This window comes from Mesorhizobium sp. M0909, assembly GCF_040319515.1.
GTDB lineage: Bacteria > Pseudomonadota > Alphaproteobacteria > Rhizobiales > Rhizobiaceae > Mesorhizobium.
Genome location: NZ_JAMYOA010000007.1, coordinates 59,538 through 77,078 on the forward strand (window position 1 = coordinate 59,538; position 17,541 = coordinate 77,078).

The window sequence follows — 17,541 nt, forward strand, 5'->3', positions numbered from 1 at the left end:
CCGGCGGGTGTTGTTGTTTTGGGGCGGCTTCCCCCGTCAGCCATTCTCCCGCGTGGCAATTGCAATCCTTGCGCCAAGCGACTATTTCGGCGCTCATGGACAAGAACCCCATTCACGTTATCGGCGGCGGACTTGCCGGCTCCGAAGCCGCCTGGCAGGCGGCCGAAGCCGGCGTTCCCGTTGTCCTGCATGAAATGCGTCCCGTCCGCGGTACCGACGCGCACAAGACCGACGGGCTGGCCGAGCTCGTCTGTTCCAATTCCTTCCGCTCCGACGATGCACAAACCAATGCCGTCGGCCTGCTGCACGCCGAAATGCGGCTCGCCGGTTCACTGATCATGAGCGCCGGCGATGCGCACCAGGTGCCGGCCGGCGGTGCGCTTGCCGTTGACCGCGACGGGTTTTCCGAAGCGGTGACCAGAACGCTCGAAACCCATCCGCTCATCACCATCCAGCGTGAGGAAGTGCCCGGCCTGCCGCCGGCGGAGTGGGACCAGGCGATCGTTGCCACCGGACCGTTGACAGCGCCGTCGCTCGCCCAGTCGATCGCGGAAGCAACCGGCGCCGACGCGCTCGCCTTCTTTGACGCCATCGCGCCGATCGTCCATTTCGACACGATCGACATGGACATCTGCTGGTTCCAGTCGCGCTACGACAAGGTCGGCCCCGGCGGCACCGGCAAGGATTACATCAACTGCCCGATGGACAAGGAGCAGTACCTTGCCTTCGTGCAGGCGCTGGTCGACGGCCAGAAAACCGAATTCAAGCAGTGGGAAGGCACGCCCTATTTCGACGGCTGCCTGCCGATCGAGGTGATGGCCGAGCGCGGCGTCGAGACATTGCGCTACGGGCCGATGAAGCCGATGGGACTGACCAACGCGCATAATCCGTCTGTAAAGGCGTATGCCGTCGTTCAGCTTCGCCAGGACAATGCGCTGGGCACGCTCTATAACATGGTCGGCTTCCAGACCAAGCTGAAGCACGCCGAGCAGGTGCGCATATTCCGCACCATTCCCGGGCTGGAACACGCCGAATTCGCCCGCCTCGGTGGCCTGCACCGCAACACCTACATCAATTCGCCGACGCTGCTCGACGCTTCGCTGCAGTTGAAGTCGCGGCCCGGCTTGCGTTTTGCCGGCCAGATCACCGGCTGTGAAGGCTATGTCGAGAGTGCCGCCATCGGCCTGCTCGCCGGGCGTTTCGCCGCCGCCGAAAGGCTTGGCCATGCGCCGTCCCTGCCGCCCTTGACCACCGCTTTCGGCGCGCTGCTCAACCACATCACCGGTGGCCATATTGTCTCTGACGACGAGCCGGGAAAGCGCTCTTTCCAGCCAATGAATGTCAATTTCGGCCTGTTCCCGCCCGTGGAGGCGCCAAAGATCGAAGGCAAGCGGCTGCGCGGCAAGGACAAGACGGTCGCCAAGCGGCACGCGGTGACATCGCGCGCGCTCGCCGACTGCCGCGAATGGCTGGGGCTGCCTGCAACAGCGCAAGCTGCGGAATAGATCTCGGTTTTTGCGGATTTCGCGGCGGAGAAGTAGGATAATATCCTACTTTGTATCGCGAGCCAAATCCCATGGAATCCGCTGAGAAACTGTCCGTCACCGTAACACCCGCCATGGCGCGAATGATCCGCGAAAAGGTCGAGGACGGCTCCTACGGATCGGCGAGCGAGGTCGTCCGCGCGGCTCTTCGCGCCTTCCAGCGCGAAGAGGAAGAACATGCCGAGCGCATGGCCTCGATCCGGGCGCGCGTGAAGGCCTCGATCGAGGACACAAGGCCAAACCTTTCAGGCGAAGAAGTTCGTGCCCGTCTTAGGGAATTCGTCGCGCAGTATTCGAGCCGCGCCGATGATTCGGCGGCTTGAGGTTGAATATCGCGAAGACGCCAAAAATAATTTGGCCGATATTTTCCGGCATATTGTTGAGGCTGGTGGAAATCCTGACGTTGCATTGAAATTCGTCCTGCGCATCGAAGATCGATGTCAAAACATCGGCAATCCACTGCGTGGCGGCCGGCCGCGCGGCGACATTGCGCCAGGATTGCGAACGGTGCCGTTCGAGCACTCGGCTATCATCGCCTATGTTGTCGACGATGATGTCGTCCGCATCGTCAACCATCTTCTATGGCGGTCGCGATTATGAAACGCTGATGCGCGACGGCGGATCGAGTGATCCATCATGATGGAAACTACTCAGCCGGGCCGATGCTCGCCGCAGGCCGGATTTCCTCATTAGCAATCAGCCTTCACACAGCCGGCCAGCCTTGGGTCGCACGCCGGAACAAGAGCCAATGCCGGCGCAAGGCCGAAAGCCGCACCGCGCCATCAAGCGGTGAATGGCGGGAGCCGTCCATCTTGTCGAGATAGGCGCGCGTCAGAGCCAGCGGCAGAAAGGCCGGGCGCAGTGAAACCGGCAGAGCGAATGCCCCCTGCTCGAAAGCGGAAAGATGCTCGCGTGCCAGCGCGATCATCGCGGCGACCGCGCGTTCCGCGCCCGGCCCGCCGTCACCTGTAACGAACTCTTGCGGCGACGATCCCGCCGCAGCCAAAATATCGGCCGGGACAAAGCACTGTCCCCGCTTGCGATGCAGCGGCAGCAGAAGCAGGAGACCGGTCATCGCTTGCGCACAACCTGCCCTGCCGGCAAGTTCGGCAAAGCGTGGTGCTTGGACCGGATCGAGCACCATCGCCGCAAGCTGGATGAGTGCTGCGGCAGTCTCGCCGCAATAGCCTTCGAGATCGGTGCGCGACGGCATCGGATCGTCATAGAGATCGAAGATGCGCGCTTCGAGCATGTTCTCGAAGGCGGCCTTAGGCAGGCGGTGGGCGGAAATCGCCGCCCTAAGCGCGTCCGCCACGGGATGGCCGATCTGAGTCCGATCCTCTTCGGCGGCGATCACGTCTCGCCACCATTGCAGCCGCACCTCGCCCGGCAGCGCCTCGTGGATGCGATCGCGTATGCCGGCGACTTCGGCATTGAAGGCATAGAGCGAAAACAGCGCGTCGCGCTTGTTCTCGGGCGCATAGAGCACACTGAGATAGCGGTCATGGTCGGCGGCACGCACCGTGTCCATGACGACTTTGGTGTTTTCGGCCACGTCAGTCGACGGCGATGAGCGCTGCGGCCACGGCGCGATCTTCCGCCAGCAGCACATTATAGGTCCGCACCGCCGCCCCCGTCGACATCGGATCGGCGGAAATGCCCGCTTCTTTCAGCGCCGTACGCAGCGCGGCAGGCAATGGCCTCAGATCCTTGCCGCTGCCGACCAACAGGATCTCAACCTTGGCGGCCTCGTTGAACAGCTTGGCGAAATCCGCTGCCGTCAGCGCCAACGGATCGGCCGGCTCCCAGCCATAGATGCCCGAAGGCAGGCACAGCAGCGAGCCGCGATGCGACATGTCGGCAAAGCGGAAACCGCCATTGCCGTAAGCCTCGATCGGTGCGCGGCCCGGGAAATGCGCCTCGCGGATGACGATGCCCTTGGCCACTTTTGAGGCAAGCCGTCAGGTGGCTATGGCTTTGCCGCCGCCCACTGGCTTTTCCTCATCGGACGCTGTGGCCTGCGGCCGCAGCTTGAACAGGATAAGCAGTGGCGCGGCGATAAAGATCGACGAATAAGTGCCGAACACGACGCCGAACAGCATCGCCATGGTGAACGAGCGGATCACCTCGCCGCCGAACAGCACCAGTGCCAGCAGCGCCAGGATCGTCGTCACCGAGGTCAGCGTCGTCCTCGACAGCGTCTCGTTGATGGCGTTGTTCAGCAGTTGCGGCAGCGGCATTCGCTTGTATTTTCTCAGATCCTCGCGAACGCGGTCATAGACGACGATGGTGTCGTTGAGCGAATAACCGATGATGGTGAGGATCGCCGCCAGCGACGACTGGTTGAATTCCAGGCCGGTGATAACGAAGAAGCCGATCGTCATGACCACGTCGTGCACGGTCGCAACGATGGCGCCGACCGCGAACTGCCATTCGAAGCGGAACCAGACATAGATCAGGATGCCGAGCAGCGCGATAAGCATGGCGATGGTGCCTTGCTTGGCAAGCTCGCCCGAGACCGTCGGCCCCACCACTTCGACGCGGCGGAAATCATACTGATCCTGCAGCTCGCCGCGCACCTTGTCGATGACGGTCTGCTCAGCGTTCTCGCCTCCCGCCTGCGTGCCGACGCGGATCAGCACGTCGTTCGGTTCGCCGAACTGCTGAACCTGCACCTCGCCGATATTAAGTTCCGTCAGCCTGCCGCGGATGTCGGCAAGATCGGCATTGCCGGCCTTGGACTGCACCTCGATCAGTGAGCCGCCCTTGAAATCGATGCCGTAATTTATGTCGATGGTCATGAAGCCGATGACCGACAGCACCGAAAGCACGCTGGACAGTGTGAACGTCCAGCGGCGGATACCCATGAACGGAATTTTCGTGCCTGGTGGAATGAACGTCACAGGCGCCCGCGGCAACTCCTTCGGACGGGCGCGGCGAAGCCAGATCGACACGAGCAGGCGTGTGAAGGTGAAGGCGGTGAAGACCGTGGTCAGGATGCCGATGGCATAGGTGACGGCAAAGCCCTTCACCGGCCCGGTTCCGAGCCAGAACAGCACCACGGTCGCGATCAGTGAGGTCACGTTGGAATCGACGATGGTCGCCAGCGCCTTGCTGAAACCGGTATCGATCGCCTGAATGACCGAGCGGCCGGCACGTCGCTCCTCGCGGATGCGTTCATAGATGAGAACGTTCGAATCGACCGCCATGCCGATGGTCAGCACGATACCGGCGATACCGGGAAGGGTCAGTGTCGCTCCAAGCAGCGACAGCAGCCCGACGATCATCGCCACATGCACCGCCAGCGCGATGTTGGCGAGGAAGCCGAGGAAGCCGTAGGCGACGAACATGAATGCCACCACCAGGATCGACCCGATGATGCCGGCGACCTTGCCGGCATGGATGGAGTCCTGGCCAAGTCCCGGCCCCACCGTCCGCTCTTCGATTACCGTCAGCGTCGCTGGCAAGGCGCCGGCGCGCAGCAGCACGGCGAGATCGTTGGCGCTCTCGGCGGTGAAATTCCCCGATATCTGTCCGGTGCCGCCCGGGATCGGTTCACGGATCTGCGGCGCCGAAATCACCTGATTGTCGAGGATGATGGCAAACAGCTTGCCAACATTCTGTGCCGTCGCCTGGCCGAACCGCTGCGCCCCTTTCGAGTCGAACCGGAACGAAACAACCGGCTCGTTGGTCTGGGAATTGAACGTCGCCTGGGCATCGACCAGGTTTTCGCCGGAAACGATGACGCGGTTCTCGATCAGGTACGGAACCGGCGGATCGTCCTGCGAATACAGCACCGAGGATCCCGGCGGCGGGCGGCCGTTCAGCGCATCCTGCACCGGCATCGATTGGTCGACCATCTGGAAGGTCAGCTTTGCCGTCTGGCCAAGAATTTCCTTCAGCCGCTGCGGGTCTTGGAGACCAGGCACCTGCACCAGGATACGGTCGTCGCCTTGGCGCTGCACGATCGGCTCGGTGGTGCCGAGTTCGTTGACACGACGCTCGACAACCTGGATCGCCTGCGTCAGCGCCGTCGAGGTGCGATATTTGATCCCCGCATCGGTGACGGAGAATTTGAGCAGGCCAGGCTCGGAATCATCCAGCGTCATCTCCTGGATGGAGCCGCCGCTGAACAGGCCTGCGGCCACCGGATTGGTCAATGGTTTCAAGGCTGTCTTGGCAGCGTCGATCTGTGCGGGATCGGTGATGCGGACCTGCACCGTGCGGCCCGTTCCGGAAAGACCGGTATAGCCGATCTTAGCGTCACGCAGCAGCGTCCTGATTTCGTCGCGCGTCGTCTCCAGCCGATCCTTGATCAGATCGTTCGGATCCATCCTGAGCAGGATGTGCGAGCCGCCCTGCAGGTCGAGGCCGAGCGTCATCTGCCGCTTCGGCACCCAGTCGGGCAACTTGGCCAGCGTGCTGGCGGAAAAAAGGTTGGGCGCAGCGAGGACCACTGTGGCGGCCACGGCCAGCCAGATCAGGATCATCTTGAAGCGCGAAAAATAAAGCATATGGCGTCGTCCGTCAGGGCGTACTGGCGGATCGTTCCGCCGACAATTCGGTTATTTCTTGGCGTTCTGGTTTGCCACCGGCTCGCCCTTGACGCGCACGTCGGCGATCGTCGAGCGCAGCGCCGTCACCTTGGTACCGCCGCCAAGGTCGATCTCGAGCTCGTTATCGTCGATCACCTTGGTTACCTTGCCGACCAAGCCGCCACCGGTGACAACGGTGTCGCCGCGGCGAACCGCCGCCAGCATCTCGCCGCGCTTCTTCAGCTGCGTGCGCTGCGGCCGGATGATCAGAAAATACATGATCACGAAAATCAGAGCAAACGGCACGATCTGGATAAACATTGCGGACGAGTCCCCGCCGATGCCTTGGGCGTATGCCGGTGTCACGAACATCGAGGTACTCCTGAATTTTAAAAACAGCCGTTCTGGGAATTTGACGGCCCCGCCAAATTTGGCCGGAATATAGTCGGTAACGTTGCCAATGCAACTGCGCGGCCGGGCAAATCGGCTGCTTTTCCGGCCTGGTGAGCCGTGTTAGAGGGTGATCCCGAAAAGCGACGCTCGGTTTTCGCAAAAGATGATGCCCGAACAAATGCTTGGGCCGAGTTTCGAAACCGCTGAAATCAGGTAGGTTGGCCTGCCGCACCGTCCCGAATGCGAAACAAAAAGACGAGAGATGACCGACAGCACCATCGATATCCTGAGCCAGAAGCTCGACCGTCTGATCGAGGCGATCGCCCGCCTCGCGCCGCCGCCAGTGCCGCAAACCGACCTCGGCGACGCCGATTGCTTCGTTTGGCAGGCCGATCCCGGCTATCTGGAACCGGTGCTCAAGGTCAACCGCGTCGACATCGGCCTGATCCGCGGGGTCGACCGCGTCCGCGACATATTGGTCGACAATACCGAGCGCTTCGCCTCCGGCTATGCCGCCAACAACGTGCTGTTGTGGGGCGCGCGCGGCATGGGCAAATCGTCGCTGGTCAAGGCCGTGCACGCCGCGGTCAACGCTTCGACCAAGCTCGACCTGCCGCTCAAGCTCGTCGAGATCCATCGCGAAGACATCGACACGCTTCCGAAGCTGATGAGCCTGCTGAAGGCAGCGCCCTTCCGCTTCATCCTGTTTTGCGACGACCTGTCATTCGACCATGACGACACGTCCTATAAATCGCTGAAGGCAGCACTTGAAGGCGGCGTCGAGGGCCGTCCGGCCAACGTCATCTTTTACGCCACCTCGAACCGGCGGCATTTGTTGCCGCGCGACATGATCGACAATGAGCGCTCGACGGCGATCAATCCGTCCGAAGCGGTCGAGGAGAAGGTTTCGCTGTCGGACCGCTTCGGCCTGTGGCTTGGCTTCCACAAATGTTCGCAGGACGAATATCTCGACATGATCGACGGCTATGTCCACCATCACGATCTCGCCATCGATCCCGAGACGCTGCGCGCCGAGGCGCTGGAATGGGCGACGACGCGCGGCAGCCGTTCGGGCCGCGTCGCCTGGCAGTTCACCCAGGACCTGGCTGGCAGGCTCGGCAAGCCGCTGAAGGATTAGCCGCTCAAGGACTAACGCCAGAAGAAGCCCGCACCTTGCGGAGCGGACTTCCTCGGCGGGCTGAAGGTCAGGTGGCCCGCAAATCGCTTTTCGTCGTCTATTCGAGATAAGTCGAAGGATCGACCGGCGCCGAGTTCTTGCGCACTTCGAAATGCAGTTTCGGCGAGTCGGTGGTGCCGCTCATGCCGGACAGGGCGATTTCCTGGCCGCGCTTGACCTTCTGGCCGCGCTGCACCTCGATCGAGCTGGCGTGGCCGTAGACGGTGACCAGACCGTTTTCGTGCCGCACCAGCACCGTGTTGCCGAATTCCTTGAGGCCGTCACCGGCATAGATGACGACACCGTTTTCAGCCGCCTTGACCGGCGTCCCCTCGGGCACGGCAATGTCGACGCCGTCCTTGCCGCCGCCGAAGCTTGAGATCACGCGGCCGCGCACCGGCCAGCGCATCTTGCCGATGCCGGTCGCGTCCGGCGCCACCGCATCGTCGTCCTCGGCCTGCTGGATGACTTTCGCATCCTTCTTCGGCGGCGTGTAGGAGGCGAGCGTCTGCGTCGGCGTAGCCTTGGCCGGCGGCTCGGTGGTAGCCGTCGTCACCGGATCGACCTTAGCCGGCTTCACGCCGGCGACGACAGCGGTTCCGCCTGCCGGCACTTTCAGGGTCTGGCCGATCTTGAGCAGTCCATCCTGCATGCCGTTCGCCTGCTTCAGTGCAACGACGCCGACGCCGGTCTTTCTGGCAATGGCGGACAGCGTATCGCCTTGCTGAACCGTGTAAGTGCCGCCGGCACCGGCCGGTTTGGCCGTCGCCGAAGCCACCTTCGCCGCAGTCTTTCCATCCTTCGGCTGGCTCGCGGCAGCCGAGGCGTCCACCTGCGCGGCAGACTTGCCTTCCCTGAGTTTCGGCTGCTGCGGCAGCACGGCCACCTTCTCCGGCGCGTCGGCCGGCTGGTCGTGCCTGGTGCCGTTCGCGGGCTTGGCATCGGCGACTTTTGGCGCGGCGCCGTTGCTCGAATACGCATAGGCCGGGATGACGAGCTTCTGGCCGGTCTTCAGCCCCTTGGTCGCGCTCAGCCCGTTGACTTTCATGATGGCATCGGCCGGCACGCCGTAGCGCCGTGACAGGCCGGAAATGGTCTCGCCGTCCTTGACGACGATCTCGGTTGCATGCGGTGCGCCGGCGGCCGTCGCCATGCGCGGCGCGTCGGGCTCGGCGTTCTTGAACGGCCTTGCCGCCGGAGCGACGGTGCCGGTTGCCGTCCTGTCGACACGAGGAGCGGCAGGCGCCAGGGCCGGCGCGGCAGCGGTACGCACCGGACGGGCGGCAGGCGCCAGCGCGGGAGCCGGCGGTGGCAACTGCTGTGCCGTGACCGGTTCGAGGCTTGAGCGGCTGACCGACTGGGTGTGGCTGCCGTCGATCGGCGCGGCCGCAACATCGCCCGGATAGGGCTGGGCAGCATCCTGCTTGTCGATGATGGCGCGCTGGTTGTTGGTCGAGGCGGTGAACACGTCGTCGACGCTGTTGAACCGCGCCACCTGGGAACTACACCCCGTCGCAGCGCCTGCGATCATGAGGACGGCGCAGCCACGCGCCAGATTGCGTCCGTTTGCCTTCAAAACACTGAATTGCATCGCACTAACCCGCACAGACCCGGTACAACTGAGTGTGATTAAAGCGCGTTAATGTTACCGGTCGGTTAAACCTGTAGAATCAGGCGCAAATTTTCTTAAAATATTCGAGGATCCGGGCGCCGGGTGTGCCGAGATTCAGGTCAGGCCGAGCCGAAAATGGTGGGTTCCGAGAACCGGAGCGGAGCGTACTTTTGGGTACGTGAGCACCGGAAGCGGAGGAAGCCGCCATTTGCAGGCCGACCTCACCTGAATATCACAGCCTAGATCACTGCGGCGACACCGTGCAGGATCGGCTGCAGGCGCACCAGGCCGATATCCTCGCGTTCGAAGCGGCTGCCGACCTTGGTAAGCTTGGCCAGCACCTGCTCGCCCTCGTCGGGTCCGATCGGCGCAATGACGATGCCGCCGCTCGACAATTGATCGAGGAGAAAGCGCGGCAGGCTGTCGAAGGCCGCCCAGGCAACGATGCGGTCGAACGGCGCTTCGTTGGCCAGCCCGCTGGAACCGTCCGCCTGACGCACGATGACATTGCCGATGGCGAGTGCTTCAAGGCGCTGCCGGGCCTGTTCGGCCAGCGTCTTGTAACGGTCGATGGTGACGATCCGCGCGGCAAGCCGCGACATCACCGCCGCCGTGTAGCCGGACCCGGTGCCGATCTCGAGCACCCGGTTGCCCGGCTCGATGGCAAGTGCCGCGATCACCGCCGCCTGCAGGTCGGCGCCTTCGATGGCCTCGCCGCATTCGATCGGCAGCATACGGTCCGACCAGGCTATGGAGTGAAAATGCGGAGATAGAAAGCCGCGCCGCGGCGTCGCCTCAAAGGCGGCGATCAGCGCCTTCGGCACCGTGCCCCTGCCGCGCAGGCGAAGCAGGAAGGCAGCGAAACCTTCGCGCTCGTCGACCGTTGCAGCGTGGTTCGAGTTCATGCGAGCGCCTTGGCCAGTTGATCGCGGATTTCATGTGCGGTGAGATCGAGCTGCAGCGGCGTCACCGACACCAGCCGATTGCGCAAGGCATGGAGGTCGGTGCCTTGCTTGCCTTCGACGGGCTCGCGGCCGAAGCGCAGCCAATAGTATGGCAGGCCGCGCCCGTCGCGCCGCTCGTCGACCCACAGGCTGTGGACCAGCTTGCCCTGCGAAGTAACCACAGTTCCGGCGATCTCTTGCGGCTCGCAATTCGGAAAATTGACGTTGAGCAGCACGCCGTCCGGCAACGGCATGGCGACGAGCTTTTCGAGCAGCGCCGGCGCCAGCGCTTCCGCGGTCTCGTAGGGAACGACGCGGTCCTCGCCGACATAGGAATAGGCCTGGCTGATGGCGATTGAGCGCACGCCGAGCAGCGCGCCTTCCATGGCGCCGGCGACCGTGCCCGAATAGGTGACGTCGTCGGCGATGTTGGCGCCGGAATTGACGCCGGACAGGATCAGGTCAGGCGCTTCGGGCAGGATTTTCTTCACGCCCATGATGACGCAGTCGGTCGGCGTGCCGCGCACCGCAAAGTGCTTTTCGCCGATTTTCCTGAGCCGCAGCGGCTCCGAGATCGAGAGCGAATGCGCATAGCCGGACTGATCCTGTTCCGGTGCCACCACCCAGACGTCGTCCGACAGCGTGCGCGCGATGCGTTCGAGTGATGCAAGGCCCTCGGCATGGATGCCGTCGTCGTTGGTCAGAAGGATGCGCATTATTTCGATTCGATCTTTTCCAGACCGCCCATGTAAGGCCGAAGCGCTTCAGGAATGGTTACGCTGCCGTCCTCGTTCTGGTAATTTTCGATGACGGCAATGAGAGCGCGGCCGACGGCGGTGCCCGAACCGTTCAGCGTGTGGACGAAGCGGTTGCCCTTGCCGTCCTTGTCCTTGTAGCGGGCGTCCATGCGCCGCGCCTGGAAATCGCCGCATACCGAGCACGACGATATCTCGCGATAGGCATTCTGGCCGGGCAGCCAGACCTCGATGTCGTAGGTCTTGCGCGCGCCAAAGCCCATGTCGCCGGTGCACAGCGTCACGGTGCGGAACGGCAGGCCGAGCCGCTTCAGCACCTCCTCGGCGCATTCGGTCATGCGCTCATGCTCGGCAGCCGAAGTCTCCTGGTCGGTGATCGACACCAGTTCGACCTTGTAGAACTGGTGCTGGCGCAGCATGCCGCGCGTGTCGCGCCCGGCCGAGCCCGCCTCGGAGCGGAAGCACGGCGTCAGCGCCGTATAGCGCAGCGGCAGTTTTTCGTGCGGCGTGATCTCCTCGCGAACGAGATTGGTTAGAGGAACCTCTGCCGTGGGTATGAGCCAGAGTCCGGTTTGCTGTAATGACTGTCTGCGTTCAAATTCTGCCATTTCGAGGAAGCGATCACGAAACGATTCAAAACGTTCTTTCGACTCCACGAAATGCGCTGACAAATTACGAAACAACTCTGAGGTCCAGCGAACATCAACTCCGCTCCTTTGGGCCTCACGCATCAACTTATCGAATTTCGTGTTAAATTCGCCTAGCCACTTATTTTCAAAAATAAACGCGGTGCTAATTCCTGAGAGCGCGTTGCTCGAAATTCTCAGGCGTTCATATTCATTCAATATTGAAAATAAATCCTCTTGGAACTTCGGCAGTTGGCCTGTCCCAAAAAGAACGTGATCGCGCACCATCAGCGGCGGTTGGATCTCTTCATAACCGTGCTCGGTGGTGTGAAGGTCGAGCATGAACTGGCCAAGCGCGCGTTCCATCCGCGCCAGTCCGCCCTTCAGCACCGTGAAGCGCGAGCCTGACAGTTTCGCCGCGCGCTCGAAATCCATCATGCCGAGCGCTTCGCCGATCTCGAAATGCTCCTTCACCCAGTTCGGCCGCGTCAGCACCTTGCCGACGGTGCGCTTGACGACATTGTCGTGCTCGTCCTTGCCGACCGGCACGTCGTCGAGCGGCACGTTTGGCAGCACCGCCAATGCATCGTTCAGCGCCTTGTCGAGTTCGCGTTCCAGCACCTCGCCATTCTGGATGAAGGCCTTGATCTCGCCGACCTCGGCCTTCAGCCTTTCGGCAAGGGCGGCATCGCCCGAACGCATGGCATTGCCGATCTCCTTCGATGCGGCGTTGCGGCGTTCCTGCCTGGCCTGCAGCTCGGTCAGATGCTCGCGCCGCGCCTCGTCCCTGGCGATCAGGTCGTCGACCGTGGACCGCGCATCCTCAGCCGACCAAGAGCGCTTCTGGAGCGCTTCGACAAGGGCCTTCGGGTTGTCGCGAATCCATTTGATGTCAAGCATGGTCTGTTCGTCCTTGAGTAGGCCAGAGGGGGTAAACCGCATCGATGCAAGGCGTCAAGGCAGAGTTCCTTCGCGCCCCCCTCTGTCCTGCCGGACATCTCCCCCACGGGTGGGGAGATCGGCCGTCACTGCGGCTTTCGCCAATCTCCGGCGCTGAAAAAGCAAGCCATCGGCGAAGTTGCCAATCTCCCCCCAAGTGGGGGAGATGTCCGGCAGGACAGAGGGGGGCGCTGTCCCGCCGACCTCAGGCGGCAACACCGGAACTTCAAAAGGAAGAAACAAAAAACCCGCCCTGAGTGGGCGGGTCTTTGGAGCCAATTGGCACCACAGCCAAATTAGTAGCATAGCTGCCGGCACAAAGCAAGAACAAAGTTGCAGCGGCAGGAAGAAGATGCTGTCCGCTTCAACCGAACCTACGTCGATGACGCGTCCGCCGGCTTGTCGGCCACCTCTTCCGTGGCGTCCTGTTTTTCGCGAGCCACACGGTCGCGCTCCTTGCTGCGCTCGATCAGCCGGGCCGACCAGATCGAGACCTCGTAGAGCAGGATCGTCGGAATGGCGAGGCCGATCTGGCTCATCGGGTCGGGCGGCGTCAGCACCGCCGCCACGACGAAGGCGATGACGATGGCCCATTTGCGCTTCTCGGCAAGGGCCGTGGACGACAGCATGCCGACCCGCGTCATCAGGCTTGTCACCACCGGCAGCTGGAACACCAGGCCGAAGGAGAAGATCAGCGTCATGATCAGACTGAGATATTCGGACACTTTCGGCAGCAGCGAAATCTGCACCTGGTCATTGGTGCCGGTCTGCTGCATGGCGAGGAAGAACCACATCACCATCGGCGTGAAGAAGAAATAGACCAGCGACGCGCCCATCAGGAACAGGATCGGCGAGGCGATCAGGAACGGCAGGAAGGCATTGCGTTCGTTCTTGTAGAGGCCGGGCGCGATGAATTTGTAGATCTGCGTGGCGATCAGCGGAAAGGCTATGACCATGCCGCCGAACATGGCGAGCTTGACCTGGGTAAAGAAGAATTCCTGTGGCGCCGTATAGATCAGCTCGACCTTGTGCGGGTCGAGCCCGGCCCATTGCGTGGCCCATTTGAACGGAATGACCAGAAGGTTGAACAGCCGCTTGGCGAAAAAGAAGCAGACCAGGAAGGCGACGAAAAAACCGCCGATCGACCAGATCAAGCGCCGGCGCAGCTCGATCAGGTGCTCCATCAGCGGAGCCGACGATTTTTCGATCTCGTCCTTTTCCTTGTCCGAAACGCTCACTTGGCGGCTCCCGCCGTTTTCCTGGCGGCCGGCTTCTTCGCTGCTGACGCCGGCTTCTTCGCTGCTGGCGACTGCGGTTTCGGCTCAGCTTTTGCGGCGGCCTTTGGCGCAGCGGTCTTTGCCGGCTTGGCCGGCGCGGCGGCCGCGGCTTTCGCGGGCGCCGGCTTCTTCCTTGCCGCAGATGCTTTTTGCGGCACTGCCGCCGCAGCCGTTTGCGCCTGCACGGCCGGCGCCACGACGGACTCGTCCGTCATCGCCGGAAAGATCGGCGTGGCCGGCGTCGGCTCCGGCGGGCTGACGCCCGGCATCGTCGTTGCGCCGTTGTTCAGCGGCTCGGCTGCCTGCTCCGTCGAAGCGGCGGCATCGACGGCCGGCTTGGGTTTCATCACGGCGTCGACGCCGGAACGGACGTCGGCGGCGGCCTGTTCGAATGGATTGAGCTGCTTCCTGATCTCGGCTGCCGGATTGAGACTTCTCAGCGAATCGACCGACTTCTTGACGTCGTCGAGTTCGGCTTCCTTCAACGCGTCGTTGAACTGCCGCTGGAAATCGGAAGCCATGGCGCGCAGCTTCGCCGTCGTGCGACCGAAGGTGCGCAGCATGTTGGGCAAATCCTTGGGCCCGACGACCACGATCATGACGATCGCGATCACCAGCATCTCGGTCCAGCCGACTTCGAACATGGCTATACGTTCCGACTAAAGTTTGGGCTCAGCCTTTGCTGGCCTTTTCCTTCGGTACCGAAACGGTTTCGTCGGCACGGTGTTCGACGGTGCGCTTGTCGTCGGCAGTCTCGTCGTCCGCCATGCCCTTCTTGAAGCTCTTGATGCCCTTGGCCATGTCGCCCATCAGCTCGGGGATCTTGCCGCGGCCGAAGACCAGCAGCACGATCACCAGAACGATCATCCAGTGCCAAATCGAAAATGAACCCATAGCAAATCTCTCTCGAACGGTTTCCCAGACGCTGATCTATGCGCTTTCGGGTTCGGATTCAAACAGAACTGCGACAGAGTTCATGAATGAGTCGCCGAAGTCACGCACTTTCGGCACGGCGGCCCGCTACCAATCGGCGCAGTTCCATCCTGCCTGTGGCTTTAAGATGGCGCTCGGCTCAATCTTCCGTGACGCGCGGCGTCAAAAGACCGAGTTCCTCGAGGTCGATATCGGTCAGCGGATCCTCGTCGTCGGTGAGCGCATCGGGGTCGGCCGGCGGCAGCGGCACCGAGAAATTCGACGGCATACGGCCGGACAGCAGCCCCGCACCCTTCAATTCCTCCATGCCGGGGAGATCGCGTATCTCCTCCAGCGCGAAATGGTCGAGGAAAATATCGGTCGTGCCATAGGTGACGGGACGGCCGGGCGTGCGGCGCCGGCCGCGCATCCTCACCCATTCGGTCTCCATCAGCGTGTCGAGCGTCCCCTTTGACGTCTCGACGCCGCGGATGTCCTCGATCTCGGCGCGCGTTACCGGCTGGTGGTAGGCGATGATCGCCAGCACTTCGAGGGCAGCGCGGGACAGTTTGCGCTGCTGCACCGTGTCACGGCTCATCAGGAAGGCGAGGTCGCCGGCGGTGCGAAACGCCCAGGCATCGCCGACGCGCACCAGATTGACGCCGCGCCGCGCATAGATCTGCTGCAGTTCGGCCATTGCCGCGGCAATGTTGATGCCGTCGGGCAGCCGCGAAGTGAGCTGTTTTTCGCTGACCGGCTCGGCGCTGGCGAAAACGATCGCCTCGGCCATCCGTACGGCCTCCGCCATATGCAGCCGCCCGCCAGGATTCCGCGACAAATTCTGCCCCTGATTTTGTGCCGGGTTCTCGGCGACCGCGCCTTGCTCGGCGTCGTCCTCGACCTTGAATGGAATGATCGAAGCGTTGGCGCGTTCGCTCATGATGTCACCTCGACTATCTTGATGGCCTGGGCGCGGCCGCGCAGATAAAGCGGCGCGAAAACTTGGTCCTGCCGCATTTCCATCTTGCCTTCGCGCACCAGTTCCAGCGTCGCCGCAAACGAGCTGGCAACCGCGGTGCGCCGCTCTTCCGGGCCGGCCAGATATTCGACCAGGAAACTGTCGAGCGCCGTCCAGTCGCGCAGCGACCCGATCAGCCTGGTCAGCACGTCGCGCGCATCCTTGAGCGACCACACGCCGCGCCTGGCAATCGTCACATTGGTGATCGCCTGCTTCTGGCGCTGCTGGGCATAGGCGGTCAACAGGTCATAGAGCGAGGCCGAATAGGCATTGCGCTTCTCGACGATCACCATCTCCGGCATGCCACGTGCAAACACGTCGCGTCCGAGCCGGTTGCGGTTGACCAGCCGTGCCGCCGCGTCGCGCATGGCCTCCAGCCGCTTCAGCCGGAACTGCAGCACCGCCGCCAGTTCCTCGCCGCTTTCGCCTTCGTCGCCGGGCTGCTTGGGGATCAGGAGCTTCGACTTGAGAAACGCCAGCCACGCTGCCATCACCAGATAGTCGGCGGCAAGCTCCAGCCTCAGCGCCCTCACCTTCTCGACGAATGCCAGATACTGTTCGGCCAGCGCCAGGATCGAGATGCGCGACAGGTCGACCTTCTGATTGCGGGCAAGATGCAGCAGAAGATCGAGCGGACCTTCGAAACCGGCCACATCGACGACCAACGCCGGATCGCCGGTCAGCCGGGAATCGTCGTTCTCGGCCCACAAGCGGTCCATCGGTGCGGCCTTGCCGGCCTTCAGGTCCAATGCTTCCGCCACTTCGCTTCCTTTGATGCTAGGCTACCGCGTCGAAATAACTGGCAAATTCGGCCCGAATCTCGGTCTCGTCCACAACGTCACGGTTCCTGATATAGGTCAGCGCCCGCTCCGCGCGCTCAAACGACTTGCCCTCAAGCCCGGTCGTTCGCGATGCAATGCCGGCCATCTCCTCGAACACGCCGTTGCAGTGAAGGACCAGATCGCAGCCCGCCGCAAGGATAGCGGCCGCCTTTGACGGGAAATCCCCAGAAAGTGCCTTCATCGAAGTGTCGTCGCTCATCAACAGACCATCGAAGCCGATTTCGCCGCGGATGATCTTTTCGATGACCTTGCCGGATGTGGTGGCCGGGTTCTTCGGGTCGATCGCGCTATAGATGACATGCGCCGTCATCGCCATCGGCAAATGGTTGAGCTCCCTGAATGGCGCAAAATCATGCCGCTGCAGGTCGCCGATCGAGGCGTCGACGGTCGGCAGTTCGAAATGCGTATCGGCGAAGGCCCTTCCATGACCGGGAATATGCTTCATCACCGGCAGCACGCCGCCCGCCATCAGGCCTTCCGCCGCGGCGCGACCCAATTCGATGACGGCGCGCGGCTCCTTGCCATAGGCGCGCGCGCCGATGACGTCGCTGGCGCCCTCGATCGGCACATCGAGCACCGGCAGGCAATCCGCCGTGATGCCGTAGCGCAGCAGGTCGAAGGCATGCAGCCGCGCCATCAGCCATGCGGCACGGGTGCCGGCGTCATGATCGTCGCGCCACAAGGCACCGAGTGCACCGGCAGCCGGATAGTTCGGCGCAAGCGGCGGCCGCAGGCGCTGCACGCGGCCGCCCTCCTGGTCGATGAATACCGGCGCGTCCGCACGCCCGACACAGTCGCGCATGGCGGCGACCAGATCGCGGATCTGCTCGGTCTCGCCGATATTGCGCGCAAACAGGATGAAGCCCCACGGGCATTCGTTGCGATAGAAACGGATCTCGTCGCGGGTCAGTGATTTCCCGGCGCAGCCGAGGATCATGGATTTTGATTCGGTCATGCGGAACAGTTT

The 17,541-nt window shown here is 62.7% G+C and carries 18 protein-coding genes; 4 read left to right on the top strand and 14 right to left on the bottom strand.

Features of this window, described 5'->3' with window-relative positions:
- The first annotated feature begins 95 nt into the window (after window positions 1–95).
- From trmFO to NKH83_RS12905, 3 genes are all read left to right on the top strand, one after another.
- Window positions 96–1,505: a methylenetetrahydrofolate--tRNA-(uracil(54)-C(5))-methyltransferase (FADH(2)-oxidizing) TrmFO gene (gene trmFO, locus NKH83_RS12895; protein ID WP_352804856.1), complete on the top strand. Its 1,410-nt coding sequence runs from the start codon at window positions 96–98 to the stop codon at window positions 1,503–1,505.
- A gap of 71 nt (window positions 1,506–1,576) precedes the next feature.
- Window positions 1,577–1,867 (top strand): type II toxin-antitoxin system ParD family antitoxin, encoded by a 291-nt coding sequence (locus NKH83_RS12900; RefSeq protein WP_352646702.1) that lies wholly within the window; start codon window positions 1,577–1,579, stop codon window positions 1,865–1,867.
- Window positions 1,851–2,144, top strand: coding sequence for a type II toxin-antitoxin system RelE/ParE family toxin (locus NKH83_RS12905; RefSeq protein ID WP_352804860.1), 294 nt, complete (start codon window positions 1,851–1,853; stop codon window positions 2,142–2,144). The genes NKH83_RS12900 and NKH83_RS12905 overlap by 17 nt, the downstream gene beginning before the upstream one ends.
- Window positions 2,145–2,247: 103 nt before the next feature.
- Here the strand turns inward: NKH83_RS12905 and NKH83_RS12910 are convergent, their stop codons facing one another.
- From NKH83_RS12910 to yajC, 4 genes are read right to left on the bottom strand one after another with little or no spacing between them, the layout of a single operon-like run.
- Window positions 2,248–3,075 carry a phytoene/squalene synthase family protein gene (locus NKH83_RS12910; protein WP_502895574.1) on the bottom strand — a complete coding sequence of 276 codons (828 nt, stop codon included), beginning with the start codon at window positions 3,073–3,075 and terminating at the stop codon, window positions 2,248–2,250.
- Window positions 3,076–3,100: 25 nt separating this feature from the next.
- Window positions 3,101–3,490, bottom strand: coding sequence for an Mth938-like domain-containing protein (locus NKH83_RS12915; protein ID WP_352505854.1), 390 nt, complete (start codon window positions 3,488–3,490; stop codon window positions 3,101–3,103).
- A gap of 15 nt (window positions 3,491–3,505) precedes the next feature.
- Entirely contained in the window at window positions 3,506–6,058 is a 2,553-nt protein-coding gene (gene secDF / locus NKH83_RS12920; RefSeq protein WP_254818330.1) for a protein translocase subunit SecDF, read from the bottom strand.
- 51 nt (window positions 6,059–6,109) lie between these two features.
- Complete coding sequence (gene yajC / locus NKH83_RS12925; RefSeq protein WP_352451381.1) at window positions 6,110–6,451, bottom strand: preprotein translocase subunit YajC; 342 nt, start codon at window positions 6,449–6,451, stop codon at window positions 6,110–6,112.
- 283 nt (window positions 6,452–6,734) lie between these two features.
- Here yajC and NKH83_RS12930 point away from each other — a divergent pair, with 283 nt between their 5' ends.
- Complete coding sequence (locus NKH83_RS12930; RefSeq protein ID WP_352804866.1) at window positions 6,735–7,610, top strand: ATP-binding protein; 876 nt, start codon at window positions 6,735–6,737, stop codon at window positions 7,608–7,610.
- A gap of 97 nt (window positions 7,611–7,707) precedes the next feature.
- On the opposite strand, the gene NKH83_RS12935 is transcribed toward NKH83_RS12930, so the two are convergent.
- The 10 genes from NKH83_RS12935 to nagZ form a co-directional block, all read right to left on the bottom strand.
- A complete protein-coding gene (locus NKH83_RS12935; protein ID WP_352804869.1) occupies window positions 7,708–9,240 on the bottom strand; it encodes a peptidoglycan DD-metalloendopeptidase family protein in 1,533 nt (510 codons plus the stop codon).
- Window positions 9,241–9,500: 260 nt separating this feature from the next.
- Window positions 9,501–10,166, bottom strand: a complete 666-nt coding sequence (locus tag NKH83_RS12940) for a protein-L-isoaspartate(D-aspartate) O-methyltransferase (RefSeq protein WP_352804266.1) — start codon at window positions 10,164–10,166, stop codon at window positions 9,501–9,503.
- Complete coding sequence (surE, locus tag NKH83_RS12945) at window positions 10,163–10,921, bottom strand: 5'/3'-nucleotidase SurE (RefSeq protein WP_352646716.1); 759 nt, start codon at window positions 10,919–10,921, stop codon at window positions 10,163–10,165. Before surE ends, NKH83_RS12940 begins: the two co-directional genes overlap by 4 nt.
- The gene (serS, locus tag NKH83_RS12950) at window positions 10,921–12,486 is read right to left on the bottom strand and encodes a serine--tRNA ligase (protein WP_352804873.1); all 1,566 of its coding nucleotides are present in this window, start codon (window positions 12,484–12,486) and stop codon (window positions 10,921–10,923) included. Before serS ends, surE begins: the two co-directional genes overlap by 1 nt.
- 413 nt (window positions 12,487–12,899) lie before the next feature.
- Window positions 12,900–13,763: a twin-arginine translocase subunit TatC gene (gene tatC, locus NKH83_RS12955; RefSeq protein WP_254818322.1), complete on the bottom strand. Its 864-nt coding sequence runs from the start codon at window positions 13,761–13,763 to the stop codon at window positions 12,900–12,902.
- A complete protein-coding gene (gene tatB / locus NKH83_RS12960) occupies window positions 13,760–14,446 on the bottom strand; it encodes a Sec-independent protein translocase protein TatB (protein WP_352804875.1) in 687 nt (228 codons plus the stop codon). Before tatB ends, tatC begins: the two co-directional genes overlap by 4 nt.
- A 28-nt stretch (window positions 14,447–14,474) precedes the next feature.
- Window positions 14,475–14,696 (bottom strand): twin-arginine translocase TatA/TatE family subunit, encoded by a 222-nt coding sequence (locus NKH83_RS12965; RefSeq protein ID WP_352479789.1) that lies wholly within the window; start codon window positions 14,694–14,696, stop codon window positions 14,475–14,477.
- A 178-nt stretch (window positions 14,697–14,874) separates the two neighbouring features.
- On the bottom strand, window positions 14,875–15,654 hold the full coding sequence (scpB, locus tag NKH83_RS12970) for an SMC-Scp complex subunit ScpB (protein ID WP_352479790.1): 780 nt from the start codon (window positions 15,652–15,654) through the stop codon (window positions 14,875–14,877).
- On the bottom strand, window positions 15,651–16,451 hold the full coding sequence (locus tag NKH83_RS12975; protein WP_292664905.1) for a segregation and condensation protein A: 801 nt from the start codon (window positions 16,449–16,451) through the stop codon (window positions 15,651–15,653). Before NKH83_RS12975 ends, scpB begins: the two co-directional genes overlap by 4 nt.
- A 58-nt stretch (window positions 16,452–16,509) precedes the next feature.
- Window positions 16,510–17,529: a beta-N-acetylhexosaminidase gene (gene nagZ / locus NKH83_RS12980; protein ID WP_352479791.1), complete on the bottom strand. Its 1,020-nt coding sequence runs from the start codon at window positions 17,527–17,529 to the stop codon at window positions 16,510–16,512.
- Window positions 17,530–17,541 lie beyond the last annotated feature (12 nt).

Excerpts from the sequence above, each read along its gene's own strand:
- tatB (WP_352804875.1), bottom strand. The coding sequence starts at position 14,446 with ATGTTCGAAGTCGGCTGGACCGAGATGCTGGTGATCGCGATCGTCATG.
- nagZ (WP_352479791.1), bottom strand. The coding sequence starts at position 17,529 with ATGACCGAATCAAAATCCATGATCCTCGGCTGCGCCGGGAAATCACTG.
- trmFO (WP_352804856.1), top strand. The coding sequence starts at position 96 with ATGGACAAGAACCCCATTCACGTTATCGGCGGCGGACTTGCCGGCTCC.
- serS (WP_352804873.1), bottom strand. The coding sequence starts at position 12,486 with ATGCTTGACATCAAATGGATTCGCGACAACCCGAAGGCCCTTGTCGAA.
- yajC (WP_352451381.1), bottom strand. The coding sequence starts at position 6,451 with ATGTTCGTGACACCGGCATACGCCCAAGGCATCGGCGGGGACTCGTCC.
- scpB (WP_352479790.1), bottom strand. The coding sequence starts at position 15,654 with ATGAGCGAACGCGCCAACGCTTCGATCATTCCATTCAAGGTCGAGGAC.
- secDF (WP_254818330.1), bottom strand. The coding sequence starts at position 6,058 with ATGCTTTATTTTTCGCGCTTCAAGATGATCCTGATCTGGCTGGCCGTG.
- NKH83_RS12965 (WP_352479789.1), bottom strand. The coding sequence starts at position 14,696 with ATGGGTTCATTTTCGATTTGGCACTGGATGATCGTTCTGGTGATCGTG.
- NKH83_RS12930 (WP_352804866.1), top strand. The coding sequence starts at position 6,735 with ATGACCGACAGCACCATCGATATCCTGAGCCAGAAGCTCGACCGTCTG.
- NKH83_RS12900 (WP_352646702.1), top strand. The coding sequence starts at position 1,577 with ATGGAATCCGCTGAGAAACTGTCCGTCACCGTAACACCCGCCATGGCG.
- NKH83_RS12935 (WP_352804869.1), bottom strand. The coding sequence starts at position 9,240 with ATGCAATTCAGTGTTTTGAAGGCAAACGGACGCAATCTGGCGCGTGGC.
- surE (WP_352646716.1), bottom strand. The coding sequence starts at position 10,921 with ATGCGCATCCTTCTGACCAACGACGACGGCATCCATGCCGAGGGCCTT.
- NKH83_RS12910 (WP_502895574.1), bottom strand. The coding sequence starts at position 3,075 with ATGGACACGGTGCGTGCCGCCGACCATGACCGCTATCTCAGTGTGCTC.
- NKH83_RS12905 (WP_352804860.1), top strand. The coding sequence starts at position 1,851 with ATGATTCGGCGGCTTGAGGTTGAATATCGCGAAGACGCCAAAAATAAT.
- NKH83_RS12940 (WP_352804266.1), bottom strand. The coding sequence starts at position 10,166 with ATGAACTCGAACCACGCTGCAACGGTCGACGAGCGCGAAGGTTTCGCT.
- NKH83_RS12975 (WP_292664905.1), bottom strand. The coding sequence starts at position 16,451 with ATGGACCGCTTGTGGGCCGAGAACGACGATTCCCGGCTGACCGGCGAT.